Below are 25877 nucleotides of genomic sequence, written 5' to 3'. Positions count from 1 at the left end.
GCAATGCCGGCTGGTCTCGGTCTACCGGCCGGGCCGGTCCGTACCGGCGAGGCCGGCACGATCATTCCTCTCCTGGTGAGGACCAGCTACGAACCGCCGCGCCTGTTTTGACCCGCGCCCGCCGTCCTCACCACGTTCACCACGCCGGCCACGAAGCCAAGCAGCAGGAACACGATAAATCCGAAAGGCGACGTCGACAGCAAGCGGTCGAAACCCCAGCCAATCCCCGCTCCGACAACGACGCCGGCGATCAACTCGGAGGATAACCTGAAACCAAGCGCCATCGCCGAGGCTCTGGCCGCTCCGTCTCCACCGTCACCTGCGGGTTGCTCGGTCTTGATCCTGCGGTCGCGAAATTCGGACAACCGCTGATTAAGACTTCCGAGCCGTTCGGAAAGCGCAGCTTCCTCGGGCGATCTATCGCGATCTCCATTCTCGCCGTGTCCCGTGCCCTGTGTCATGCAACGAAGACCCGAAACGCTGCGGTTGAATGGAAACTACGCCCGCCACCCTCAAAAGCCGCGCGGACCATACTGACCGACCATAATCAAGTCAAGCCAAGTCACGATTGCGTCGCTTTCTGTTATGTATTTGATTTGCTTGATTATATTAGCTCGCGCGGCAGCGCTGCACACAGCGTGACGCCGCACCGCAGCAGCTCTTCTCATGATCGGCGGATGCGGTCGCGATTTCGCCGTGCTGCGGGGATCAAAGGGGCAGCCGTGATCGTTGATTTGATGACCGCTTTTCGGCGGCGGATTCTCGTGCCGGGGGTATAGAATTGCGGACGTGCCACCTGCGCATCGTGGCGGAGAGCGCGATGAGACCTGCGACGTCATCCACAACATCATGGCTTGCGACCGCGGCGCTCGCGGCGGTGCTGGCAACCAGCGGCGGCCCGGTGACCGCGCAATCCTTGCCCGACAGCGAAAACGGCCGCTACAGCATGACGCCGATCCCCGAGGGCGTGCTGCGGCTCGACACCCGCACCGGCACGATGTCGACCTGCACCAGGAACGGCGCCGGCTGGGGCTGCTACGCGGTGCCCGACGAACGTGCCGCGTTCGACGCCGAGATCGGCAGGCTGCAGGCCGAGAACGAGAAGCTGAAGGAACAGCTGGCGGCGGGGCCGACCGTGTCGGGCAAGATTGACGAGGCGCTACCGAAGTCAGACCCGCTCAAGAAGGCGGAGCCGAAGGTCGCCGAGGGCGACCGCAAGATCGAGATCCCGCTGCCGAGCGACCAGGATGTTGATCGCGTGATGTCGTTCCTGGAAAAGGCGTGGCGGCGGCTGATCGAGATGGCCAACCGCGTGCAGAAGGACGTGTCGGGGAAGATTTGAGGACCCCTTCGCGTCATCCGTGCGTTGAGCTGTCGTAGGGTGGGCAAGGCGCACTCGCGCCGTGCCCACCGTGTCTCCACGATACTAGGAGAAGCCGTGGGCTTGGCGCGTATGCGCCTTTGCCGACCCTACGGCAGAGTTCGATAGATCGAGACCTTTCATGACATCAACCAGATCGCTGACACGTTCCGCACCGTCCACGGTGCAAGCCACCACCATCGTATCGTCGCTGCTCACCGTGCAGACGCCAGGCCGCGGCTTCACCGATCTCACCAGCGACGCCGCGAAGTTCGTCGATGAGACTCACGCACGCGACGGCGCGCTGACGCTGTTCATCCGTCACACCTCGGCCTCGCTGACGATCCAGGAGAACGCCGATCCTTCCGTGCTCGTCGATCTGACAACGGCGCTGTCACGCCTCGCGCCCGAAAATGCCGGCTGGATCCACGACAGCGAGGGGCCCGACGACATGCCCGGGCATATCAAGACCATGCTGACGCAGACTTCGCTTCAGGTCCCGGTCCTGAACGGCAAGCTCGCGCTCGGCACCTGGCAGGCGATCTATCTGATCGAGCATCGCAGCCGCCCGCACCGGCGCGAGATCGTGCTGCAATTCATCGGCGGCAATCAGCAGCCGTCAAAAAACCGGCCGCGGTGACCGCGGCCGGCTTGCATTGGCAAGGATCGCTGGTCCGATCAGGTCGCCTTGATATCGACGTCCTTCGTCTCGGGCAGGAACAGGAAACCGATCACCGCGGTGGCCACCGCAAACACGATCGGGTACCAGAGGCCGGCATAGATGTCGCCGGTCGAGGCCACGATCGCGAACGCGGTCGCGGGCAGGAGGCCGCCGAACCAGCCGTTACCGATGTGATAGGGCAGCGACATCGAGGTGTAGCGGATGCGGGTCGGGAACAGCTCGACAAGCATCGCCGCGATCGGCCCGTACACCATGGTGACGAAGATCACCAGGATGAACAACAGGCCGATGATCGCAGCCACCTGCGGACGGAAGATGTCGAACGGGTTCGACATCTTGACGATGCCGGCGTCGCCCGCCTTGGGATAGCCGGCCTCCTGCACCGCGGCGAGGACCGCCGGGTTGCCGTCCTTGGCGTTTGCGTAGGGCACTTCCTTGCCGTTGACGACGACCTTGACCCCCGAGCCTGCCGGGGCCGCGGTCGTCGTGTATTTGACCGACGACTGTGACAGGAAGGAGCGCACGATGTCGCAAGGCGCACTGAAGATGCGGGTGCCGACCGGGTTGAACAGATCGCCGCAGGTCAAGGGATCGGCCACCACCTCGACCTTCGCTGATTCGATCGCCTTCTCCAGCGCCGGGTTGGCGTTGGTGGTGATCATCTTGAAGATCGGGAAGAAGGTCAGCGCTGCGATCAGGCAGCCGCCGAGGATGATCGGCTTGCGGCCGATCCTGTCGGAGAGCGCGCCGAACACGATGAAGAAGCCGGTGCCGAACAGCAGCGACCAGGCGATCAACAGGTTCGCGGTGTAGCCATCGACCTTGAGGATCGATTGCAGGAAGAACAGCGCATAGAACTGGCCGGTGTACCAGACCACGCCCTGGCCCATGGTGCCGCCGAGCAAAGCGAGCAGGACGAGCTTGCCGTTCTGCCAGTTCGCAAAGGCCTCCGTCAGCGGCGCCTTCGAGCTCTTCCCCTCGTCCTTCATCTTCTGGAAGATCGGCGATTCATTGAGACGCAGCCGGATCCAGACCGAAATGCCGAGCAGCAGCACCGAGACCAGGAACGGGATGCGCCAGCCCCACTTCGCGAATTCGGCTTCGCCCGTCGCGGTGCGGGTGAACAGAATGACCAGCAGCGACAGGAACAGGCCGAGCGTGGCAGTCGTCTGGATGAAGGAAGTGTAGTAGCCGCGCTTGCCGTTCGGGGCATGCTCGGCGACATAGGTCGCCGCACCGCCATATTCACCGCCGAGCGCCAGACCCTGGGCGAGGCGCAGCGCGATCAGGATGATCGGGGCGGCGATGCCGATGGTTGCCGCGTTCGGCAGCAGGCCGACGATGAAGGTCGACATGCCCATGATGAGGATGGTGACGAGGAAGGTGTATTTGCGGCCGACGATGTCACCGACACGGCCGAATACGATCGCGCCGAAAGGGCGCACCAGGAAGCCTGCCGCGAAGGCGAGCAGCGCGAAGATGTCGCGGGTGGCTGGCGGATAATCCGAGAAGAACTGCGCGCCGATGATGCCGGCCAGCGATCCGTAGAGGTAGAAGTCGTACCACTCGAAGACGGTGCCGAGCGACGATGCGAGGATGACGAAACGCTCATCCTTCGTCATGCCGGTCGATCGTGCCGACGTTGCAGCCATTGTAGACATTGTAAATGAGCTCCCCGAAATGCGTTTCCTCGCGTCCCGGCTGTCCGGGCAAGGCGGATCAACCTGGGTCTTAACCGCAAGGTAACATCGGCGTGAAACTCGCCCCAATACGACTTTTGGCCTTGCGCACTGACGCGTGCCTGACGCTGAGGAGCCCCGATCCGGCAAAATAGTGCTCGACGGTGGATTAACCCCATTCCCGCAAAGGGATATTGTCCACTTGCATGCCACGGCGGGTCGAGAAAGAATTGACCAAGGCCCCCCGGGCCGGCCTAGTGGCCCGGTGCGACTGCCAGCAAGAGAACGATGAACGCTCCCTCGACCCATCTCGTCATTGCCGATGACCATCCCCTGTTCCGCGATGCGCTTCGACAGGCGGTGGCAAGCGTCCTGACCTCGGCGAGGATCGACGAGGCCGGATCGTTCGAGGATCTGACCAAGCTGCTGGAACAGACCTCCGACGTCGACCTGATCCTGCTCGACCTCTCGATGCCGGGGATCTCCGGCTTTTCCGGCCTGATCTATTTGCGCGCGCAATATCCGGCGATCCCGGTGGTCATCGTCTCGGCCTCCGACGACAGCGCCACGATCCGCCGCTCGCTCGATTTCGGTGCCTCCGGCTTCATTCCGAAGCGTTTCGGCGTCGAGACGTTGCGTGATGCCATCCTCAAGGTGATGGAGGGCGACGTCTGGGTTCCCGCCGACACCGACCTGTCGGCCGCGGCCGATCCCGACATGACGCGCCTGCGTGACCGCTTGGTGACGCTGACGCCGCAGCAGGTCCGGGTCCTGATGATGCTGTCGGAAGGGTTGCTCAACAAGCAGATCGCCTACGAGCTCGGCGTCTCCGAGGCCACCATCAAGGCGCATGTCTCGGCGATCCTGCAAAAGCTCGGCGTCGAGAGCCGCACGCAGGCGGTGATCGCAGCGGCCAAGATCGCCGGCGGCCAGTGGAAGCAGGGCACCCCGACGGGGTAACCCGCTCCGTCATTGCGGGGCGCCGAGGCGGTTCGCAGCTACAATGTTTCCAGCAGCCTGTTGGCGGTCTTGATATCGGCCGTCTCCGAGCCCTCGGCGAAACCTTCGAGGGCCGATTGAAGCAAACCTTTCGCTTCCTCGCGCCGGCCGCGTTCGGCAATGAGCTCGGCGAGATCGATTGCGGCCCGTAACTCCCAGGCCTTCGCGTCCTTGCGGCGGCCAAGCTCCAGCGATTGCATCAGGTGGGCTTCTGCGTTCCCGACGTTGGGCCCGGGAAGGGACAGCAACACCTTGGCTTTCATGCGCAGCAGCTCCGGCATGTAGAGATGATCGCCGTTTTGCTCGACGAGACGGATCGCATCGTCGATCAGGACCGCGCCTTGTTCACTCCGTCCAAGCGCCAACAAGCCTTGAACCAACGCGATGTTGAATGTCGTGGTGAGCAGCTCATAGCCGGCCTCGTGAAGCTCGCGCAGGCTGGCGCGTATCGTCTCGACACCGCCTGCGGCGTCGCCGCGCCGGATCGCCAGTTCGCCTTTGACGCCTCGGCCGACCGCGAGATAAGGGCCCATTGAGCGCGACGTGGCATGTGCAATGAAGTGGTCGATGTTCTCTTCCGCGCCGTCGAGGTCTCCGCTCCAGAGATCGATCGAGACCATCCAAATCAACGCAATGCAGAGCGTGATCGGATGATCCATCTCCGCGGCCTCGGCGACCGTCTGCTGGGCCAATCGCCGCGCATCCGCCGGCCGGCCCTGCAACCAAAGCTCTCGCGCGAGCGATATGCCGGCCCGGTTGCGGTGATCGAAGCCGTAGACCGTGCTGATCCGTTCCGTGCCCGGTCCCCGCCACGCGGCCTCCAGCATGTTCAGCGCGTCGCGATGCTCGCCGGCCAGATGCAGCGAGACGCCCAGAAGCGAATGGGCGAGCGCGATCGAGGTCGCATCGCCGAGCGCCTCGGCGACCGTGAGGCTCTGCTGCGCGTAACCGAGCGCGGCGTCGAACTGTCCCATCCGCTCGTGGAAGATATGCATGCGGCCGAGTAGCTGGAGCTGGTTCTGCTCGTCGCCGCGCGTCCCGGCGATCGCAAGGCTCCTGCTCAATGCGCCGCGTGCAGCCTCGCTGCCGCCGCGCGTGAACATCAGGGTCAGTCCGAGTGCGGCCTGGATGTGCATTTCCTCGGCGCCGCCGCGCGAGGAGGGATCGATCGCGAGCAGCGCCCGTTCCGACCAGCGCCGACATTCGATCAGCAAGGACATCGCCAGGAAGATCGGCGCCGCAGCCGCGGCGAGCGCAATGCCGATGCGGACGTCGCCGCGCATGCCGAAGCACCAGTCCAGCGCTGCGCGCACGTTGTGAAGCGCGGAGAAATGGATCGCGCGTTCGTCGGCGCTCGGTACCGTCGCCCATGTCGTGCCGGCCTGCTCCAGCCATCGCCGGTAGTAGGTCGCGTGGCGGGCGGCGAGCACTGCGTCGTTCGGCTCGATTTCGAGCAAATAGGCGCGCGTCGTATCGAGGAGGCGGTAGCGCATCATGGCGCCGATCGGTCGTGGCGCGACCATGGACTTGGCGACGAGGCTGTCGATGGCGTCGAACAGGTGAGAGCGGTCGACGCGTTCGTCCGGCACGACCTCGAGCGCTGCGTCGATGGTGAAGTGACCGGCGAAGACCGCAAGCCGGCGCAGCACGAGGCGCTCAATGTCGGACAGGAGCCCGTAGCTCCAGTCCAGCGTCGCCTGCAACGTCTTCTGTCGCGGCGGCGCGGTGCGTTGGCCCTGCCAGAGCAGGTTGAGGCGCTCGTCGAGCAGTGCCGCCGTCTGCTCAAGGCCGTAGGCTTCGACCCGGCCGGCGGCGAGCTCGATCGCCAGCGCCATGCCGTCGAGCTTGCGGCAGATTCCGGCAACGATCGCAGCATTGGCATCGTCGAGCGCGATCCGCGCGCCGCCGGCTGACGCTCGTTCGATGAACAGCTGAAGCGCGGGATAGGTCTGCGCGGTGGTCGCCGTCAGTCCGGCACTGTCAGGTGGCACGGCAAGCGGTGCCAATCGATAGACCTGCTCGCCCTCGACGCGCAGGGCTTCGCGGCTCGTCGCCAGGATATGGACATGCGGCGCGGCGTGGAAGATCGCCGCGGCAAGCGGCGCCGCGGCGGCGATGACATGCTCGCAATTGTCCAGGATCAGCAGCATCCGCTTGTCCCGGAGATGCGCGAGCAGCGCGGGCAAGGAATCGTCGGCCTGTGCCGGCAGGCCCAGCATCAGCAGGATCGAGGTGATCACGAGATCGGGATCGCTGAGCGCGGCAAGGTCAACGAAATGTGCAGCGTCGGAGAACGTTTCGAGCAGGTCGTGAGCGATCGCCACCGCAACGGCGGTCTTGCCGACTCCGCCCGGGCCGGCGATCGTGACGAAGCGCGAGTTGACGAGCTTGTCAGAGACGGCGGCGACCGCTTCGTCGCGGCCGACCATCCGCTGCAGACGGTTCGGCAATTTCACCAGCGGCGGACCCGTCCGCGGTGCGGGGTGGCGCTCTACCGGGCTCTCCATTTGCGAGATCGGCGCCACGAAGCAATAGCCGCGCCCGGAGAGCGTGGTGATGTAGCGTGCGCCGGCCTTGCCGTCGCCGAGCGCCTTGCGAAGGGTTGCGACGTGAAAGCGCAAATTGGCTTCTTCGACGGTCATGCCGGGCCACACCAGCGCCATCAGATCCTGTTTGCTGACGACCTCGTTCGGTCGCGACATCAGCGCGATCAGCGTGTCGAAGGCTCTCGCGCCGAGCGACAACGCGACGCCATCGCGCGTCACGAGTCTTTCATGCGGCGTCACGATGAATGGCCCGAACGATAGAGTTCCCGCTGCGGTGCCGCCCGGATCGGTCATGGCAGAATCTTGGTCCTTTCGAAGGTACCGGATAGCCAGACGATTGTGATCCAGCAAGGCCGCCCCTGCATTTGGCTCAGACCGCGTGCGCGGGCCTCGTGATCAGCTGCAAGCTGAGGCCTCACAACTTCTCACAAATCCAAACGGGTGTGCTGCGGTGGCCGCTGCTAGTCGGTTGGGCGACCGCAAGGAGACATCATGACGCAGACGGAAAAACTGCTCTACACGGCCCGGACGCACACCGCCGGCGGGCGCCAGGACGGCACGTCCCGCAGCTCGGACGGCCGTCTGGACGTCAAGCTCTCGCCGCCGGGTGGCACAGGCATCGGCACCAATCCCGAGCAATTGTTCGCGGCCGGCTGGTCGGCTTGCTTCGAAGGCGCGATGGAGATCGCGGCCCGCAAGCGGAAGATCGACCTTCCCAGGAAAAGCGCGATCGATGCGGAGATCGACCTCGTTCTTGATGAGGGCGCGTATTCGCTCAGGGCGCGTCTCAATGTCAGCCTGCCGGGTCTCGATCGCGATATCGCGCGCGGCATCGTCGATGAAGCGCACCGGACCTGTCCTTATTCCAAGGCCGTCCGGGGCAACATCGACGTCACGGTCGCGCTGATCTGACGCACCACCATCAACCATCAGCAAGGTAGTAACACCATGAAGCAGATCATCGACCAACACCGGCGCCAGTTTCTCGGCGTCGCCGCGGGGACCGTCGCCGTCGGCCTCGGCGTGATCGACCTCGCCCGCGCTGAATCGCAGGCGCCGCGCTCCTCCTCGACGAACGCCTCCTTCGGCGCGATCAAGCAGATCGATGCCGGCGTCCTCAATGTTGGCTATGCGGAGGCCGGTCCGTCGAACGGTCCCGTGGCGATCCTGCTGCACGGCTGGCCCTACGACATTCACAGCTTCGTCGATGTTGCGCCGATCCTGGCGCAGGCCGGCTATCGCGTGATCATCCCGTATTTGCGTGGATACGGCACGACGCACTTCCTCTCCAGCGAGACGCCGCGCAATGGCGAGCCTGCCGCGATGGCCGTCGACATCATCGCGCTGATGGACGCGCTCAACATCAAGAAGGCGGTCGTCGCCGGTTTCGACTGGGGCGCGCGCACCGCCGATATCATCGCCGCGCTGTGGCCGGATCGTTGCCGCGCGCTGGTGTCGGTCAGCGGCTATCTGATCTCCAGCCAGGCCGCCGGCAATGCGCCGCTGCCGCCGCAGGCCGAGCTGCAATGGTGGTATCAATTCTATTTCGCCACCGAGCGCGGCCGCGCGGGATACGAGAAATACACGCACGACTTCGCCAAGCTGATCTGGAAGCTCGCCTCGCCGCAGTGGAAGTTCGACGACGCCACTTTCGACCGGAGCGCGGCGGCGCTCGACAACAAGGATCATGTCGCGATCACGATCCACAATTATCGCTGGCGGCTCGGGCTCGCCCAGGGCGAGGCGAAATACGAGCATCTCGAAAAGAAGCTTGCGGCCGCTCCCGTGATCGGCGTGCCGACGATCACTATGGAAGGCGACGCCAACGGCGCGCCACATCCCGACGCCAGCGCCTACGCCAAGAAGTTCTCTGGTCGCTACGACTATCGCCTGATCACTGGCGGCATCGGCCACAACCTGCCCCAGGAGGCACCACAAGCCTTTGCCAAGGCCGTCATCGACGCCGACGGTGCCTGAGAATTTGTCCATGCCTCGGTCCAGCCCGGCTGGACCGAGCTTCTCCCTTTCAATCCCAACCTGATCAAACGTCATGACGCCAACCGGAACCGAAAAGACAAGATTCTCCTTCCCCACGGTGATCGTGCTCGCCGTGATCCTCCTCGTCGTTCTCCTGACCTGTGTGCCATACCTCGTCACGATCGCCCTTGCGGAGGGGCCGGCGGAACGCGCGACAGCCGATGCGTCGCCGATCTTCGGGGTCACGATTCCACAGGGCTACAAGCAGTGGGAGCTGATCGCACCGGCCGAGGAGGCCGCGCCGCTCGACGAGCTTCGCGCTGTCGTCGGCAACCAGACCGCAATCGACGCCTATCAGGCTGGAAAGCTTCCATTCCCCGACGGCACCATTTTGGTCAAGCGCGCCTGGAAGCGGAAGCAGTCACCCGAATTCGCGTCCGCCACGATTCCTGGCGCCGCCACCACGGTGCAGGTGATGGTCAAGGATTCAAAAAAATATGCCGCCACCGGCGGCTGGGGGTTTGGTCGCTTCGTCAACGGCAAGCCGGTCGACGAGGCCCAGCATCGCACCTGCTTCGCCTGTCACGAAGCCCGCGCCAAGAGCCGCGATTACGTCTTCACACGGCTCGCGCCCTGAGCATCCGGGAGACGACGATGTCGAAGACCTGGTTCATCAGCGGCAGCTCGCGCGGTCTGGGACGGGCTATCGCGGAGGCCGCGCTTGTGGCGGGAGATCGCGTGGTTGCTTCGGCCCGTGACACGGTGCCGCTCGATCCGTTGCTTGAACGCTTCGGCGACAGAGTGCGGATCGTAGCGCTCGACGTGACCGACGAGGCGGCAGCGCGAGCGGCCATCGGCCTCGCCGTAGAGGCGTTTGGCGGCGTCGATGTGGTCGTGAACAACGCCGGCTATGGCGAACTCGGATCGGTCGAGGACACGAGCCTGGAGTCGTTCCGTCAGCAGATCGAGGTCAACCTGATCGGCACCATCATCGTCACGAAGGCGGCGATCCCTGTGCTGCGTCGGCAGCGCCGCGGGCACATCGTGCAGTTCTCATCCGTCGGCGGACGTATCGGTGCTCCGGCCCGCGCGGCCTATTCGGCTGCGAAATGGGGAATCGAAGGCTTTTCGGAGTCCCTGGCGCGCGAGATGGCGCTGATCGGCGTGCACGTGACGATCGTCGAGCCCGGCGGCTTCCGGACCGGCTTTGCGCAGGCTGCGCATGCGACCGGTGAAGGTCGTGCCGACTACGATGCAGTCGTTGGAGCTGCTGTCAGGATGCAGCGCGAGTACGATGGTCGCCAGCCGGGTGATCCGGCGAGGGCTGCCACCGTCCTGTTGAAGCTCGTCGATATGGATTGTCCACCTCTACGGATTGCGCTCGGGAGCGACGCGGTAAACGCCATCGCAACGACGGATCGGCAACGCCTCGAGGAACTCGAGAGGTGGCGCGCGCTCAGCATCTCGACCGACTACTGACCCGCCGCGCGCCTTACTCCGCCGCGACCATCTGCTGTGTGCGCCACTGACCGAGCAAGGCGCGGAGCGAGGCCGGCTTCACCGGCTTGTTGAGCACCGCGATATTCTCCTCACGCGCGGCGACTTGCACTGCGGGGCTACGGTCGGCGGTAATCAGGATCGCGGGGATGGTGTCGCCGAAGCGGCGGCGGATCTCGCGGATGGCGGCAATGCCGTTGCCACGGTCGAGATGGTAATCGACGAGCAGGCCGGTGACGCGCTTCCCGGCAGCTTCGATCGCGGCGATCGCGCCTTCGGGATCGGCCACCGCGATCACCTCGGCGTTCCAGGCCCTTAGCAGCGTGCGCATGCCGTCGAGGATCGCCGCGTCGTTCTCGATGCAGACGATCAGGGCGCCCGAGATCGGCCTGTGCGCGAGCGGCGTCGCGATGGTCACGGCGGCGGTGTGCGTGACCGCCTTCGCGGTCGGCACCGTCACGGAAAACACCGAGCCGCCGCTCGCATTGCCGTCGATGGCGATGCCGTGCTTGAGCACGCGCGCCAGCCGTTCGACGATCGACAGGCCAAGGCCCAGACCGCGCGCGATCCGCGCGCCCTGCTCGAGGCGGTGGAATTCCTTGAAGATCTCGCCGCGCTTGACCGATGGGATTCCGACGCCGGTGTCATAGACGCAAATCTTGAGCGAGGCGCCGCGGCGGCGGCAGCCGACCAGCACGCGGCCGCGCGGTGTGTATTTGATCGCGTTGGAGATCAGGTTCTGGAGCAGGCGCCGCAGCAGCAGGCGGTCCGACTCGACCGGCAGTGAGCAGGGCACGAAGGTGAGCTCGAGACCCTTGGCGCGCGCGATCGGCGCGAACTCGATCTCCAGCGAACGCATCAAATCGGCCATCTTGAAGCTCGAGATCGAGGTCGTCATCGCGCCGGCATCCAGCCGCGAGATATCGAGCAGCGCGCCGAGGATCTCCTCGATCGCCTGGAGCGACTCGTCGATGTTCTCGACCAGCCGGGTCTCCTCGCCGCTGTGCTGGCGCTCGACCAGGCTCGTGACGTAAAGCCGCGCCGCGTTGAGCGGCTGGAGAATGTCGTGGCTGGCGGCGGCGAGGAAGCGCGTCTTGGAGATGCTGGCGTCTTCCGCCGTGCTCTTGGCCCGCGCCAGCTCGGAGTTCAGCCGCGTCAGCTCCTCGGTGCGGTCGCGCACGCGCTTTTCCAGCGTCGCGTTGGCGCGCTCCAGCGCTTCCGCCGCCTCGAACGTCGGCGTGACGTCGGTAAAGGTGATGACGAAGCCGCCGCCGGGCATGTGGTTGGTGAGCACCTCGATCACCATATGGCGTTCCGGCAGGCGCTCGAGATACGGCTCGCCGTCGGTGGTGTAAGCCGCGAGCCGCCGCTCCAGCATGGCTTCGCGCGCGGACGGATCGTCCGGATCGCTCACGCCCATGAATTCCAGGATTTCGCGCAAGGGCGTGCCGAACTGGATGAAATGCGGCGGCACGTTGAGGAGATCGCCGAACTGACGATTGGAGCAGATCAGTTGCAGGTCGGCGTCGAACACCGCGATGCCCTGACGCACATGGTTGAGCGCGGTCTGGAGGATCTCGCGGTTGAAATGCAGCGCCGCATGGGAATCGTCGAGCAGTTTCAGCGCGGCCTTCGCAGAGACGGTCCGCTTGCGCAGCAGGAGCGACATCACGAGCCGCGATGAGGCCGCGCCGATCGAGGAGGCGATCAGGTGCTCGGCGTGCTGCAGCAGCTCGAAATCGGCGGGCGCCGCGGGCTCGAGCCGAACATTGCGTCTTGCGGAGAAGGCCTCGAACGAATGTCGTGCACGGTCGGGCCCGAGATACTGCGCGACCGTGGTCTGGATGTCCTGCACCGTGACGGTGGTGCGCCAGCGGCGGAAATTCGGGGAGATCGGCGCGAGTGTGATGGGCACGAACAGATCGGCCTGCACCAGCTCGATGGAAGACGGCTGCCGCGCCAGCGACAGCAGCACATAGGTGAGGATGTTGAGCGACAGCGACCAGACAACGCCATGCATCAGCGGCGGCAGGTCGGCGCCGAACAGCGCCTGCGGCCGCAGCGCCTCGATCCCGAACGGACCGTGCTGGAGCAGCAGGATGCCTGAAGTCGAGGTATCCATGAAGCTCGGGATGAACAGCGTGTAGAGCCACACCGCGAAACCGACCAGCATGCCGCCGATCGCGCCGCGCGCGGTCGCGCGCCGCCACAGCAGTCCGCCGAAGAAGCTTGGTGCAAGCTGGGCGATGGCGGCGAAGGAGAGCAGACCGATCGCCACGAGCTGGGTGTTGCCAAGCGCGCGGTAATAGAAATAGGCCATCACCATGATGGCGAAGATCGCGAGCCGCCGCGAGCGCAGCAGGAAGTCGCTGAAATCGGCGCCGCCGGGGCGCCCCTCCGGGCGCCGTTGCAGCACCAGCGGCACCACGAGGTCGTTCGAGACCATGATGGAGAGCGCGACGCATTCGACGATCACCATCGCGGTCGCCGCCGACAGGCCGCCGACGAAGACTGCGACGCTGAGGAGTGCCGCACCACCCTCCATGGGCAGCGCCAGCACGTACATGTCCGGGTCGACCACACCAAACGGAAAGATGACGAGGCCGGCGAGGGCGATCGGGATCACGAACAGATTAATCGCGACGAGATAGAGCGGGAACAGCCAGCGCGCGCGGCCGACCTCGGCGTCGGACGAGTTTTCGACCACGCTGACGTGAAACTGGCGCGGCAGCAGCATGATCGCGCAGAGCGACAGCAACGTCATGGTGAGGAAGTTGCCGATCGACGGCGAATACTCGATCGCGCGCACCGCCTCAGGCGTCTTCATCGCGCGCTCGATCAATTCAGGCGGCGAGAACATCCAGAAGGTGACGAAGATGCCGGCGGCGAGGAATGCGACTAGCTTGACGATGGATTCGGTCGCGACCGCCAGCATCAGGCCGTGCTGGTGCTCGGTGGCGTCGGTCTGCCGCGTGCCGAACAGCACCGCGAAGGCCGCCATCGCCAGCGTCACCATCAGCGCCATATCGCCGAGGATCGGGATGTGAGAGAAGGCCTGGTCCTCGCTCAGGATCGTTGCGAGCGAGGAGGCGACCGCCTTGAGCTGGAGCGCGATGTAGGGCACCGAGCCGATGATCGCGATCAGGGCCACGGTGGCCGCCACCGCCTGGCTCTTGCCATAGCGCGCGCCGATGAAGTCGGCGATCGAGGTGATGTTGTGGGCCTTCGCGAGCTGGATCACCCGCCGGAGCACGCCGGCGCCGATCCCGATCATCAGGATCGGGCCGACATAGATCGCAAGGAAGTCGGTCGAGTTACGGGTCGCGAAGCCGACCGAGCCGAAGAAGGTCCAGGAGGTGCAATAGATCGCGAGCGACAGCGGATAGATCAGGCCGGAGGCGCGGCCCGGCCCGGCCGGCGAACGGCGGTCGCCGTGGCTCGCCACCAGGAACAGAAAGCCGATATAGCCGAAGGCGGCGGCGATCACGCCCCAGTCGTGCAGCATTGGCCCGTGCGTTCTCCATGGGCGCGACAGCGCCCGCTCTCATTTTCCTTGCAAATCTAGCGCTTTGGACGGGCGCAAGCGACAGCGAAATGCCGTGCGGGAACCGGAACTGAGGTTGTCGTTAAGCCGTATGGCGTTCTCAGGCCTACTGAGAGAGTCCTCGTGTGGCACCCCCTCCCTGCCCCTCGCCCGCAAGGGGGAACGGAGAGGATATCGCTCGTTGCAACAAAGGTGAGACCAGCCCCGGGTCAGGCAGTTGCACTCAATCGAGGTGAGGAAGGCACAACTCTTTCGCTCCCTCCCCCCCCTTGCGGGGAGGGTTGGGGAGGGGGTAGCCCCGGCGGCGGTGTGGGTTGAGCTAAAGGAGAGGCGAGAGTCCTACTCCGCCGCCAGCGATTTCTCGCGGAGCGGCAGGCCGAGGCGGTCCCACACTTGCAGCAGGGCGTCGGCGAGCTGATCGATCAGGCCATCGTCGTGATAGGGCGAGGGCGTGATGCGCAGGCGCTCGGTGCCCTTGGCAACGGTCGGATAGTTGATCGGCTGGATGTAGATGCCGTGCTCTTCGAGCAGCAAATCGGAGGCCTGCTTGCACTTCTCGGGATCGCCGACGAACAGCGGCACGATGTGGGTGTCGCTCGACATCACCGGCAGGCCGGCGGCGTTGAGGATCGCCTTGACGCGGGCGGCGCGGTCCTGGTGGCGCTCGCGCTCCCAGCTCGAGGTCTTCAGGTGCTTGATCGCTGCGGTCGCGGCCGAGCAGATCGCCGGCGGCAGCGCGGTCGTGAAGATGAAGCCCGGCGCGTAGGAGCGCACGGCGTCGATGATCTGGCCGTTGGCGGCGATGTAGCCGCCGAGGCAGCCGAACGCCTTGGCCAGCGTGCCTTCCAGAATGTCGATGCGACGCATGACGCCGTCACGCTCGGCGATGCCGCCGCCGCGCGGGCCGTACATGCCGACGGCGTGGACCTCGTCGACATAGGTCATCGCGCCGTACTTCTCGGCGAGATCGCAGATCTTCGCGAGCGGGGCGACGTCGCCGTCCATCGAATAAAGGCTCTCGCAGGCGATCAGCTTCGGCCGGTTCGGACCCGCAGCCTTCAGCAGCTCTTCGAGATGCGCGAGATCGTTGTGGCGGAACACAACGCGCTCGCAGCCGGACTGGCGGATGCCTTCGATCATCGAATTGTGGTTGAGCTCGTCCGACACGATCAGGCAGTTCGGAATGAGCTTTGCGATGGTCGCGATGCCGGTCTGGTTCGAGACATAGCCGGAGGTGAAGAGCAGCGCGGCTTCCTTGCCGTGGAGGTCGGCGAGCTCGGCCTCAAGCTGCACCAGCGGATGATGCGTGCCGGCGATGTTGCGGGTGCCGCCGGCGCCGGTGCCGACGCGGGTCGCGGTTTCGACCATGGCTCCGACCACCTTCGGGTGCTGGCCCATGCCGAGATAATCGTTGGAGCACCAGATTACGACGTCGCGTTTGCCCTTCGGCGAGTGCCAGAGCGCATGCGGGAACCGGCCGGCTATGCGTTCGAGGTCGGCGAATACGCGGTAGCGCCGCTCGGTGTGAAGACGATCGAGGGCGGAATTGAAGAACTGGGCGTAATCCATCGGAAAAACCTGAGACGGAACTGACCAAAAAGGGATGCATCTTCTTAGAGCTTTTCCAGCTCTAATGTCCATGCGCTATCCCACATTTGGCCTTGGGGAGCATTTGGGCAAAATGCCCTATCGTGCGATTTGAAACTTGATCCCGATCAAGTTCACGCGAGATGCATTGTTGCTCTGCACCATGCGCCGCAGCGCTGAAGGTGCGCCCCCTTGCCCTGCTTGCGGGGAAAGGGTTGGGGGGAGGGGAAGTCTCCAAGTGGACGGTGAGAGTTGATCCCTTACCCGCCGCGCGCGAGACGATGCTTCGTATCGCTCGGGGCGCGTCGGCCTCTCCCCGGAAGCGGGGCGAGGCGAAGACAACGCTCAGGTCGTCCTGAACTGGAGCATGCCGTCCTTCGTCTCCGCCGTCAGCCGGCCCTCGACGATCATGTAATTGACATGGGCGACCAGCTCGCCGGCGGCAAAGCCCATCTGATGTTCGTCCAGCACATGCTTGTTGAACACGACAGGCACCAATGCGCGCGAGGTCTGCGGCACCTCGCGGCACGCCTCCGCGATCAGGCGGCAGCGCTCCTCGTGGTGGTCGGCGAGCTGCTTGATACGGGTCTTCAGCCCATAGAACGGCACGCCGTGGCCGGGCAGCACCAGAAGGTCATAGGGCAGGGTGGTGGTGAGGCTTGCGAGCGAGGCCAGATATTCGCCGAGCGAGTTCTGGTCGGGCTCGACCGCCCACACGCTGACATTCGGCGAGATCTTGCTCAGCACCTGGTCGGCGGAGAGAAACAGCTTGTCGTCGGCGCAATACAGCATCACCTGGTCGAGCGCGTGGCCGCCGCCGGTGATCACCTTGAAGCGGCGCGAACCGATTACGACATCGTCGCCGTGCGAGATGCGGCGGTAGGACGGCGGCAACACCGAGACGCGCTTGAGATAATCCTGGCCGCGGCCGAGCAGCTTCTCGGTGAGCGACTCGTCCATGCCGTGGCGGCGGAAGAACAGCCGCTGCGCCCCGCGCCGTTCCTCGGTGCCACGGTTCTGGTGATAGACCGATTGCAGATATTCGACCTGCGACATCACCAGCGGGCATTTGAACCGCTCGACGATCCACCCCGCGAGCCCGACATGATCGGGATGGGAGTGGGTGACAATCAGCCGCGTGATGTTGACGCCCTTCAACGGACCGTCGAACAGCTTCGTCCAGGCCTCGATCGTCTCCTCGTTGCCGAAGCCGGCATCGACCATCGCATAGCCGTCGCCGTCGGCGAGCAGATAGATGTTCACGTGGTTGAGGCGGAACGGCAGCTTCAGCCGCACCCACAACACGCCGGGCCGTATTTCGACGACCTCATCGGGACCGGGATGCTGTTCCCAGGGGTAGCGCAGGGCCTCGGCCGAGGATTGCGCGGTGTCGGTTTTTGAATTCATGCTTCCGGCTTAAACCGAGCGGCCGCGGCGCGCCAGCCGAAAAACTACGCTGGGTGGTCGCGCATGGCCATCATACCGGGCGAAATTTCCGTGTCCCGGTTGGCGTGCGCCAAAAACGCCGTCATTCCGGGGCGCGCGTCGGCGCGAACCCTGAATGACGGCGATTGTAGCGCGGGATTCCCGGTTCGGCGCTACGCGCCGCCCTGGAATGACAATCAGGCCGCTCGCATGTCGTTGAGGAACGCGTCGATCTCTCCGCGCAGCATGTCGGCCTCGCGGCGGAGCGCATCCGAGGCGCCCAGCACTTCCGTTGCGGCAGCGCCGGCTTCTGCGGACGCCGTGGAGACGCCGACGATGTTGCTGGAGACCTCGCTGGTGCCGCCGGCCGCATGCTGGATGTTGCGGGCGATTTCGCGGGTGGCCGCGCCCTGTTCCTCGACCGCGGCGGCGATCGTGGTGGTGACGTCGTTGATCTCGCCGATGATGCGGCCGATGCCTTGGATGGCGCCGACCGCTGACGTCGTAACCTGCTGCATGCTGGCGATCTGGGTGCGGATCTCATCCGTCGCCTTGGCGGTCTGGCTCGCGAGGCTCTTCACCTCGGAGGCAACCACCGCGAAGCCACGGCCGGCCTCGCCCGCGCGCGCCGCCTCGATGGTGGCGTTGAGCGCGAGCAGGTTGGTCTGCGATGCGATGGTCTGGATCAGGTCGACGACGACGCTGATGCGGCTCGCGCTGTCGGCGAGGCTCTGCACCGTGGTGTCGGTGGCGCCGGCCTCGTCGACCGCCTTCTTGGCGATCTCGGCCGAGGTGACAACCTGGCGGCTGATCTCCTGGATCGAGGAGGACAGCTGCTCGGTGCCCGCCGACACGGTCTGGACATTGACCGAGGTTTCCTCCGCGGCGGAGGCGACTGCGCTGACCAGCGCGCTGGATTGGTCGGCGGTGTTCGACATGCTCTGCGCGGTCGACTGCATCGAATTGGCCGACTGCGCGAGATTTTCGAGCGCGGTGCGCACCGTGCCCTCGAACTCGGCGATCTTGGCCTCCATGCGCGCGGCACGCTCGGCCTTGGCGACACGGTCCATGTCCTGCTCGCTCGTCAGCGCGCGGGCCTCGATCATGCTCTCGCGGAACACCTGCAGCGTGTTCGCCATCACCGAGATCTCGTCATTATGGTGCTTCGAGCGGTAGATCTCGGTCTCGAGGTCGCCGTTCGCGAGCAGCTGCATCGACTGATGCAGGGCGCCGATCCGGCGCAGGATGTTGCGGCCGACATAGAGCCAGACGAAAAGGGCCGAGCCGACCAGCATCAGCGCGCCCAGCGCCAGCATGGCGGTAGTGGCGAACGAGATTTCCTGACGGGCCTGGAAGGTCGACGCGTTGGTTTCCTTCTGCACGCCGTCGACGAGCTGCTGCACGCTGATGCCGAGGCCGACATTGAGCTTGCGGGTCTCGTCCAGGATGGTCTGGCCGTAATCGATCGAGTCGAGCTCCTTCTGGCGGATCTTGAACACGCCGGTCTTGCCCTCGCCGAAGGCGAACAACTTCTGCACGGCGTCGCGCACCGCCTGCATGGAGGAGATATTCGGCAGGTCCTCGAGGTTCGACCTGACGCGGTCGCGGGTCGCCTTGAACTCCTTCTCGATCGCCTCCAGCGTGTCGCTGTTGTTGGCCGAGAGTGCCGCCATCATGTCGGCGGCCATCAGATTGCCGTTGGCGGAGATCGTCGAGATCTGGGCGACGATGCGGGCGGCTTCGGTGGCATCGTCAGCGGAGACTTCCGCGGCGCCGAGGATCGCGTTCAGGCGCGTCTGCGCATCGAGCATCGCGGGACCCGCCGCGCCGACGAAGGAGAGCTGCGCCTTGCGCAGTGCTTCGTACTGCTTGTCGTGCAGCGCGCCGGTATCGAGCCGTTCACGTGCGGCCGACACCAGGCTCTGGGTTGCCTCGTCGATGCTCTTGGCGGTGTCACGCAGCGCGTTCGCGGTCTGCTTGTCGGCACCGAGCTCGATGATCTCGCCGAGCTTGGCCATGGCAAGCTGCTGGATGTCCTTCACGCTCTTGGTGCGTTCGCTCAGCGCCTCGTCGGAGGGCGATGCCAGGAGGCCGGGGCCCTGCGCCGCGAGCGTTGCGCTCTGCGAGGCGAGCTGAAGGCTGGCGGAGAGCCGCGGAATGTCGCGGCCGCTCAGATCCATCATGGTCGCGCCGAGATGATTGAAGACGAAGCCGGCGCCCGCCGCGATCACGAGACCCATGCCTGCGATCAGCGCGAAGGCCGCGAACAGACTGCCGCGCACACCCCATTTCGGCATCTTGAAGCGAGGCCGGAAACGGCCAAGGAAGCGGCTAAGGCTCGGACGGATCGCCATCGAAATTCCCCCACACCCAATGATCTCTTAATATTTTCGCGGCGGAGTATCCTTGGGGCGGGTTAAAAAATCGCAAGTTGCACAATCGGTTGCGTTCACAGCGAAAAAGAAAGGGCCGGCAGAATTGCCGGCCCTTGATGGCGAAAGAGATTATTAAGACGCGATCAGTAGCGCGCGACGGCCGGGCTGGCCCAGTTGAAGCGGTAGTTGAGGCCGGCCTTGACGGTGTGGTCGTCGGTGGTGAAGTTGCCGGTGCCCACCAGCGGACCTGCGATGAAGTGCGCGTCGCCGAAATTGTAGTACTGGTACTCGGCCTTGGCCGACCAGTTCGGGGCGAACATGTACTCGATGCCGGCGCCGACGGTGTAGCCGTTGCGATGATCGCCATCGATGATGAAGCCGGTCGGCACGCCAAAGACCGTCACCTTCTCGTTGTTGTCCGAAAAGGCGTAGCCGCCCTTCACGTAGAGCAGGCCCGGACCCCAGGTGTAGCCGACGCGGCCGGTGATCGAGCCGATGCCACGCTGGTCGTTGGTGTAGGCGACGCCGCCCGGGAATACCGCGCCGACGCTGCCGGAGAGCCAGGAATACTGGCCTTCGACGCCGACCACGAAGCTGGGGTTGAGCTGCCAGTCCGCGCCGACCTGCACGCCGCCGAGGAAACGGCCGTTGCCGTTGTTGCCGGTGGAGAGGCCGTTGAAATTGTTGTCGCTGGAGAACGCGCCGCCGAGATGACCACCGATGTAGAAACCGGTCCAGTTGTAGATCGGCGCGACGTAGGCCGGCGCCGGCGTCTTGTAGTAGTTGCGCGCACCGAGATCGGCACCGATCGCCGGCGCAGCCGCACTCACCATGAGCAGCGCAACGGTCGCAAACAGAATCTTCTTCATAGTCTCGAACTCCAACACTTTATCCCCGGCAGGCGCGCTGTCCGCGCCGTCGTTGGTTTTGCAGATAGCTCGCTTTTTAGGAAAATGCTGTCACATCCATGGCACAACGACAGCCAACCTAACTTATTGGGCTGCAAATGATTTTCGTGCTTAATGACAGCTTAAGAAAAGCTGAAGGAAGGCTTAACTTTGTAGCCTTCGGGTAACTTGCGCGCGTCTGTCGTTAACCAAGACGGCGCCGCACCTCGTCGCGCATCTGCTCGCGGAATGCCGCGCGCTTTGCCGGCCGGTCTTCCTCCCGCACGTCGTGACGATTGAAGATGTCGAACTTCTCCAGGATCGGATAGCGCTCGCTCGCCATCGCGAGCACGCGCAGCACCTTGGTCGCGGATGGCGTCGGGCCACTCACCTCCCAGCGCCGGATAGTGTCGGCGCCGTCCTTGCCCGGCAGTCCGCAAAGCCTGGCCATGTCGGACGCGGTGAGCTTCCGCCCGAGAGTGTCGGAGAGGTCATCGCGGAGTTGCTTCAGTTCGGGGCCGGTCATGCTGCTTGCGTCCAGGGAGCTGCTGAAGGCAATGCACTAACGCTGATTCGGGTCCATCCGAAGGCAGGCATGATCATGATAGTGTGTAGCGCCGGTCGAGCGTCAGCGAGGGGAAATCGCATGCCTGTGTTCAAGCTGCCTCTGTCGGGGGATGTCGTCCAGTCCATCTATCCTTCGTTCTTCAGCCCCACCGGCGGCCAGTTCGGCCTCGTCAACATCACGGTCGGGCAGTCCTCGGCGCCGGAGGTCGAGAAGGACGTGCTCTCTGATGTGGCCGGCTATGGCAAGCAGATCGGGCAGGTCGCGGATGCGCTGCTGGCCGTGGTCGAGCATCTCGAAGCGCGCTCGGATCACGCGCTCGCTGACGACAAGGCGATCATCGCCTTCAAGGAGCTGATGCACTCGGTCGCGACCGTGAAGGAGCGGCATGGCCGCAAGGCGTGCCGCCCAAAGCGCCGGTGATGGCGCGCGTTTGCCGGATTCCGGCACATTCGAGCGTGCACGAAGTTATGAACGGGTGCCTATGGAAATCTTCCGATGAATGAACACATGGCGCAAGGGGTTCCTAGCGACGGAGGGATCAGCGATGACAGGCCTCAAACTCGCCATTGCCGCACTCATCACTGCCGGACTGGCGGCCGCCCCTTTCGCGGCTGAAGCAAAGAAGCACCGGTCGAGCCGGCATTACAGCACCGGCGTGGTGGCGCCGACCTTTAGCGGCGCCGGAGTGCCGATCACGCAACCAAGAGCGTCTTACGGCTCGTCCGGACAGTCGGTCGGCACGGTGACGGCGCCGTCGATCGGATCATATAACTGGCCGTCGGTCGGCGTGACCAACGCCGTCCCGACCTGGAGCAACACCACGAGATAGACGGCGCTCCTGCGAGGTGCGCCGCTGCCCCCCGGGGCGGCCTTCGATCCTAAGCGCCCCTGCCACCCTGTTGGCCGACCACGCAGCGCCATCCCGCCAGGCGCTCGGCTGGATGCTGGTTCATCCATTCGGCGAGCTGCGGTGCGCCCATCAGACAAGAGCGCATCGAGACGTCGGCGAAATCCGAATTGGTCACGATCTGCTCGTGACAATTCGCCGGCGAGGCGAGGCTGCAGAGTACAGCGATGATCTTGATCACGAGAGGTTTCCTACATCGCCGCCGCTGACTGCGCGACTGATCGTTGCGTTGCCCTGCTCCTCGTTGACCGGCTCCTGCGGAAAGATGCTGTCATAGATCGCCCGCGCCTCCTTGATGAGGCGCAGTCGCTCGCGCTCCGACCTTGAGACAAACTGAATAACTTCGCCCATGTCGACTCCAAACATTAACTGGTGTCCATCATGAGATGATGGATATCATTCCAACTGGATGTAGGGTGCTGCCTGGTCCTTTGAAACGGCGTCGGCAGTCAAGGCGAATAAAAAGCGCGTGACTGCGCCGCTGCCGGGTCGGAACCGAATACCGAAGGGATGCGAAATCGGCTGGAACCGATGAAGCCCCCATCTCGCGCCGCCGGCGCGCGCGCTCTGCGCCCACCGGGTGATGAACAGCATCGAGGGGTCGAGGCGCGCCATAGGCCTCTGAGCAGCCGCGCAAGGGGAAGCCCGCTCGCGCGTGGCGGGGAATAAATCGAGCCGCCTTTCGGTAGGTCAGATGCAGGGGCTGCTCCGAATTTGATCCGGATCAAAGCCCAGTCGCCGCTTCTGCGATCGAATAGCAACTGGCGGGACGCGGCGTCGCGGATCCCCAAGCCGTGAGGCGATCGATGGACATGCAGGCCACGACTATTCCTTCGGGTGACGCGAGCGGCCCGGACGTCGCCGGACCGGAGCTGCCGCTGGATGAGGGCGTACAGCGCTGTCTGCAGTTGCTGAGCGATGCCGGCTTGCGCCCGACGCGTCAGCGTCTGGCGCTCGGCCAATTGCTGTTCCTGCGCGGCCACCGTCACGTCACCGCGGAAGGGCTGTACGAAGAGGCGCTGGCAGCGAACGCGTACCTGTCGCTCGCGACCGTCTACAACACGCTGAACCAGTTCACTGAAGCCGGCCTGTTGCGCCGGATCGCCGCCGACGGCATCAAGTCGTTCTTCGACACCGACACGTCCGTGCATCCGCACTTCTATCTCGAAGGCGAGGACGTGCTGGTCGACGTTGCCGACGGCCTGACCTTCACCAAGGTCCCCGAAGCGCTCCCCGGCCACGAGATCGCGCGGCTCGACGTCATCGTCCATCTGCGCCGGAAGCGCACGTAGCGCCGCCGTGCACCCTCCAGGGGAGGGGGCAGGGCGCCTCACCGCAATCCCGCGCGACGGAATCCCTCGAGATAGTGCTCGCGATCGGCCTCACTGGCCCACGGCAATTGGGTCGTGATCCAGTGCAGCGAGATGTTGGGCTGGGTGCGGCGGAGCTCGCCCAGCGCCATCTCCGCAAGCATGCTGTCGCCGGTCATGCCGGCGGAGACGGCGAGCACGCGGTAGGCGCCGGTGAGGTCGCCGCGATGGCGGATCGCCTCGCGCGCCAGCGTGATGGCCTCGTCGTAGCGCCGCTCGGTGAAGCGCGCATAGCCGGCGATGCCGTAATAGATCGCCAGCGACGGATCGCGCGGTGAGAGCCGGATCGCCTTTTGCGCCGCCTCGAACGAATCTCTCGACCGCCCGGCGTAGGACAGCGCGAGCGCGTAATAGCCCTGCGCCAGCGAGAAGTTCGGATTGAGCGCGAGCGCCTGCTCGAACTCGGACAGCGCTTCGGAAAGCCGTCGTGTCGAGAAGCAGACGCTGCCGAGCGCGGTGTGCGCCCAGGCATCCTCGTGGTCGCAGCGCACCGCGGCGAGCGCGGCGGCCTCCGCGATCGGCGCCGCCGTGGCAAGCTCCGCCCAGCCGAGATGTACGCCGAACATGTGGCTCGCCGCGAGCACTGACAAAGCCTGGCCGTAATTCGGGTCGATGGAAATGGCGCGTTCGAGCAATGCCTGCGCGGCCTGGTGGTCTTGCCGCGTCACCCGCCAGTAATGCGACAGCGCGCGCATCACCAGGTCCCAGGCGTCGAGGCTCGCGGGAGGTTTGCGGTCGGCGCGAAAATTCTCCGCCGCATGGATCTGCGGCTCGATCGCGGCGACGATCGCGTTGGTGATGTCGTCCTGCACGGCAAAGACGTCGACCAGCTCGCGGTCGTAGCGCTCGGCCCAGAGGTGGCTGCCGGTGGTAGCGTCGTTGAGCTGCGCAGTGATGCGCACCCGGTTGTCCGCCTTGCGCACGCTGCCCTCGACGATGTAGCGGACGCCGAGCTCCTCGGCGATCTGCCTGACGTGGACCGCGCGTCCCTTGTAGGTGAAGGACGAGTTGCGGGCGACCACCATGAACCAGCGCTGCTTCGACAGCGCGGTGAGGATGTCCTCGCTGATTCCGTCGCCGAAATACTCCTGCGCGGGATCGCCGCTCATGTTCTCGAAGGCGAGCACCGCGATCGCGGGACGGTCCGCCACGGCGCGCGCCAGGGCTGGGCCGGGTTCGGCCGGCGCAAGCGTTGCTCCCGATTCTTCCCGGACTTCGCCGACGAAACGAAAGCCCTTGCGCGGAATCGTCTTGATCAGCCGCTGCGTGGCGCCGTCGTCGCCGAGCGCTTTGCGCGCGGCATTGATCCGGCTGTTCAGGGCGGAGTCCGAAACGATGCGGTCGCGCCAGATCTGGCTGATCAGGTCATCCTTGCTGACGACGCGCGCCCGCTGCGCGACCAGGTAAAGCAAGAGATCGAACACCTGCGGCTGCAGCGGCACGGTCGTTCCGGCGCGGGTCAGCTCGCGCAAATCGCCGTCGATCACGTTGTTTTCAAAGAGGAATCGCACGTTTCTGTCGTCTCAAGCAAAAATCAAAGTCGTCTCAGGCGAAAATCAACCGTCCGCGAAAGTCTAGGGCCGTCCGATCCGGCATGGTGCAGCTACCAAACAGTGCCGATGCCTCGGCACAACGGAGCTTTCTATGACCCAAATTGACGATCAGGTTCATTCGATCAGCCCGGAGTTTGCGGGCTCACGCATTTTCAAGTTCCTCGCCTTTCTGTACGGAATTGCGGCATATCTCGTGTTTTTCGTCACCATTCTCTACGCGATCGGTTTCGTGATGGGGCTGGTGGTTCCGAAGACCATCGACACCGGACCCGAGACGCCGACGGCCGAGGCCGTCATCGTCAATCTCCTTCTGATGGCGGTGTTCGCCGTTCAGCACAGCGTGATGGCGCGCCAGCGGTTCAAGGCGTGGTGGACGCAGTTCGTGCCCAAGCCGGTCGAGCGCAGCACCTATGTACTGTTCTCGAGCCTGTCATTGCTCCTCCTGTTCTGGCAGTGGCGTCCACTGCCCACGATCATATGGGACGTCCAGGATCCCGATCTTGCCGTGACGCTGGTCACGCTGTCCTTCGCAGGCTGGGTGCTCGTGTTCATCAGCACCTGCCTGATCAACCACTTCGAGCTGTTCGGATTGCATCAGGTGACCAATCATCTCGTCGGCAAGGAAGTGACGCCGGCGCGCTTCAGGACGCCGCTACTCTACAAGTTCGTCCGCCATCCGCTCTATCTCGGTTTCATCATTGCGTTCTGGGCGGCGCCGACCATGACCGCGGGCCACCTGCTGTTTGCGGCCGTGACCACGCTCTACATCTTCGTCGGCATCGCGCTGGAGGAACGCGACCTCGTCGATCTCTTCGGGGACGATTACCGGCAGTACAAACAACGGGTGTCGATGCTTATTCCCTGGCGCAGGTCGGCGTGAATATGTGCGCTGCTTTGTCCCTCCGCGCGTCCTCCAAAAGG

Annotated in this window: 24 protein-coding genes; 11 read left to right on the top strand and 13 right to left on the bottom strand. The window is 64.7% G+C overall.

Annotated features, from left to right (window positions below):
• Positions 1 to 86: 86 nt before the first annotated feature.
• Positions 87 to 461, bottom strand: a complete 375-nt coding sequence (locus AC629_RS20895; RefSeq protein WP_084806888.1) for an AtpZ/AtpI family protein — start codon at positions 459 to 461, stop codon at positions 87 to 89.
• Between the two features lie 359 nt (positions 462 to 820).
• On the opposite strand from AC629_RS20895, the gene AC629_RS20890 reads away from it, so the two are divergent.
• Both AC629_RS20890 and AC629_RS20885 read left to right on the top strand, forming a co-directional pair.
• Entirely contained in the window at positions 821 to 1342 is a 522-nt protein-coding gene (locus AC629_RS20890) for a hypothetical protein (RefSeq protein WP_084806910.1), read from the top strand.
• A gap of 160 nt (positions 1343 to 1502) precedes the next feature.
• Positions 1503 to 2000, top strand: a complete 498-nt coding sequence (locus AC629_RS20885; protein ID WP_084806887.1) for a secondary thiamine-phosphate synthase enzyme YjbQ — start codon at positions 1503 to 1505, stop codon at positions 1998 to 2000.
• A gap of 38 nt (positions 2001 to 2038) precedes the next feature.
• Here the strand turns inward: AC629_RS20885 and AC629_RS20880 are convergent, their stop codons facing one another.
• Positions 2039 to 3664 (bottom strand): MFS transporter, encoded by a 1626-nt coding sequence (locus tag AC629_RS20880; RefSeq protein ID WP_210419077.1) that lies wholly within the window; start codon positions 3662 to 3664, stop codon positions 2039 to 2041.
• Positions 3665 to 4009: 345 nt separating this feature from the next.
• Between AC629_RS20880 and AC629_RS20875 the strand changes: the two genes are divergently transcribed.
• Complete coding sequence (locus AC629_RS20875) at positions 4010 to 4681, top strand: response regulator (RefSeq protein ID WP_084806885.1); 672 nt, start codon at positions 4010 to 4012, stop codon at positions 4679 to 4681.
• A 38-nt stretch (positions 4682 to 4719) separates the two neighbouring features.
• Here the strand turns inward: AC629_RS20875 and AC629_RS20870 are convergent, their stop codons facing one another.
• The gene (locus AC629_RS20870; protein WP_084806884.1) at positions 4720 to 7560 is read right to left on the bottom strand and encodes an ATP-binding protein; all 2841 of its coding nucleotides are present in this window, start codon (positions 7558 to 7560) and stop codon (positions 4720 to 4722) included.
• 198 nt (positions 7561 to 7758) lie between these two features.
• Here AC629_RS20870 and AC629_RS20865 point away from each other — a divergent pair, with 198 nt between their 5' ends.
• From AC629_RS20865 to AC629_RS20850, 4 genes are all read left to right on the top strand, one after another.
• Entirely contained in the window at positions 7759 to 8178 is a 420-nt protein-coding gene (locus AC629_RS20865; RefSeq protein WP_084806883.1) for an organic hydroperoxide resistance protein, read from the top strand.
• 36 nt (positions 8179 to 8214) lie between these two features.
• Entirely contained in the window at positions 8215 to 9243 is a 1029-nt protein-coding gene (locus tag AC629_RS20860) for an alpha/beta fold hydrolase (protein ID WP_084806882.1), read from the top strand.
• Positions 9244 to 9316: 73 nt separating this feature from the next.
• A complete protein-coding gene (locus tag AC629_RS20855; protein ID WP_143199310.1) occupies positions 9317 to 9880 on the top strand; it encodes a cytochrome P460 family protein in 564 nt (187 codons plus the stop codon).
• A 17-nt stretch (positions 9881 to 9897) separates the two neighbouring features.
• Positions 9898 to 10722: an SDR family NAD(P)-dependent oxidoreductase gene (locus AC629_RS20850; RefSeq protein WP_084806881.1), complete on the top strand. Its 825-nt coding sequence runs from the start codon at positions 9898 to 9900 to the stop codon at positions 10720 to 10722.
• Between the two features lie 13 nt (positions 10723 to 10735).
• Here the strand turns inward: AC629_RS20850 and AC629_RS20845 are convergent, their stop codons facing one another.
• The 6 genes from AC629_RS20845 to AC629_RS20820 all read right to left on the bottom strand — a co-directional run bounded on the left by AC629_RS20845 (position 10736) and on the right by AC629_RS20820 (position 21084).
• Positions 10736 to 14245 (bottom strand): hybrid sensor histidine kinase/response regulator, encoded by a 3510-nt coding sequence (locus tag AC629_RS20845; RefSeq protein WP_084806880.1) that lies wholly within the window; start codon positions 14243 to 14245, stop codon positions 10736 to 10738.
• Between the two features lie 378 nt (positions 14246 to 14623).
• The gene (gene hemA / locus AC629_RS20840; RefSeq protein ID WP_084806879.1) at positions 14624 to 15853 is read right to left on the bottom strand and encodes a 5-aminolevulinate synthase; all 1230 of its coding nucleotides are present in this window, start codon (positions 15851 to 15853) and stop codon (positions 14624 to 14626) included.
• 363 nt (positions 15854 to 16216) lie between these two features.
• Complete coding sequence (locus AC629_RS20835; RefSeq protein ID WP_084806878.1) at positions 16217 to 17278, bottom strand: MBL fold metallo-hydrolase; 1062 nt, start codon at positions 17276 to 17278, stop codon at positions 16217 to 16219.
• A 215-nt stretch (positions 17279 to 17493) separates the two neighbouring features.
• Entirely contained in the window at positions 17494 to 19650 is a 2157-nt protein-coding gene (locus AC629_RS20830) for a methyl-accepting chemotaxis protein (RefSeq protein ID WP_084806877.1), read from the bottom strand.
• 164 nt (positions 19651 to 19814) lie between these two features.
• The gene (locus tag AC629_RS20825; protein WP_084806876.1) at positions 19815 to 20540 is read right to left on the bottom strand and encodes an outer membrane protein; all 726 of its coding nucleotides are present in this window, start codon (positions 20538 to 20540) and stop codon (positions 19815 to 19817) included.
• Positions 20541 to 20763: 223 nt separating this feature from the next.
• Positions 20764 to 21084, bottom strand: coding sequence for a helix-turn-helix domain-containing protein (locus AC629_RS20820; RefSeq protein ID WP_084806875.1), 321 nt, complete (start codon positions 21082 to 21084; stop codon positions 20764 to 20766).
• A gap of 120 nt (positions 21085 to 21204) precedes the next feature.
• On the opposite strand from AC629_RS20820, the gene AC629_RS20815 reads away from it, so the two are divergent.
• On the top strand, positions 21205 to 21546 hold the full coding sequence (locus AC629_RS20815; RefSeq protein WP_084806874.1) for a hypothetical protein: 342 nt from the start codon (positions 21205 to 21207) through the stop codon (positions 21544 to 21546).
• A gap of 124 nt (positions 21547 to 21670) precedes the next feature.
• Positions 21671 to 21955 (top strand): hypothetical protein, encoded by a 285-nt coding sequence (locus AC629_RS20810; RefSeq protein WP_084806873.1) that lies wholly within the window; start codon positions 21671 to 21673, stop codon positions 21953 to 21955.
• Positions 21956 to 22004: 49 nt separating this feature from the next.
• On the opposite strand, the gene AC629_RS20805 is transcribed toward AC629_RS20810, so the two are convergent.
• From AC629_RS20805 to AC629_RS20795, 3 genes are read right to left on the bottom strand one after another with little or no spacing between them, the layout of a single operon-like run.
• Positions 22005 to 22214, bottom strand: coding sequence for a hypothetical protein (locus AC629_RS20805; RefSeq protein ID WP_084806872.1), 210 nt, complete (start codon positions 22212 to 22214; stop codon positions 22005 to 22007).
• On the bottom strand, positions 22211 to 22384 hold the full coding sequence (locus AC629_RS46945) for a hypothetical protein (RefSeq protein ID WP_168195542.1): 174 nt from the start codon (positions 22382 to 22384) through the stop codon (positions 22211 to 22213). The genes AC629_RS20805 and AC629_RS46945 overlap by 4 nt, the downstream gene beginning before the upstream one ends.
• A 45-nt stretch (positions 22385 to 22429) precedes the next feature.
• Positions 22430 to 22627, bottom strand: a complete 198-nt coding sequence (locus AC629_RS20795; RefSeq protein ID WP_143199309.1) for a hypothetical protein — start codon at positions 22625 to 22627, stop codon at positions 22430 to 22432.
• A 212-nt stretch (positions 22628 to 22839) separates the two neighbouring features.
• Between AC629_RS20795 and irr the strand changes: the two genes are divergently transcribed.
• Positions 22840 to 23325, top strand: coding sequence for a Fur family transcriptional regulator Irr (gene irr, locus AC629_RS20790; protein WP_084806869.1), 486 nt, complete (start codon positions 22840 to 22842; stop codon positions 23323 to 23325).
• Positions 23326 to 23363: 38 nt separating this feature from the next.
• On the opposite strand, the gene AC629_RS20785 is transcribed toward irr, so the two are convergent.
• Positions 23364 to 24914, bottom strand: coding sequence for a winged helix-turn-helix domain-containing tetratricopeptide repeat protein (locus tag AC629_RS20785; protein ID WP_084806868.1), 1551 nt, complete (start codon positions 24912 to 24914; stop codon positions 23364 to 23366).
• A 133-nt stretch (positions 24915 to 25047) separates the two neighbouring features.
• Here AC629_RS20785 and mddA point away from each other — a divergent pair, with 133 nt between their 5' ends.
• Positions 25048 to 25836, top strand: a complete 789-nt coding sequence (gene mddA, locus AC629_RS20780; protein ID WP_084806867.1) for a methanethiol S-methyltransferase — start codon at positions 25048 to 25050, stop codon at positions 25834 to 25836.
• Positions 25837 to 25877 lie beyond the last annotated feature (41 nt).

Source organism: Bradyrhizobium sp. NAS80.1 (assembly GCF_001908205.1).
Lineage (GTDB): Bacteria > Pseudomonadota > Alphaproteobacteria > Rhizobiales > Xanthobacteraceae > Bradyrhizobium.
This window is presented reverse-complemented; position numbering and strand designations above follow the sequence as displayed.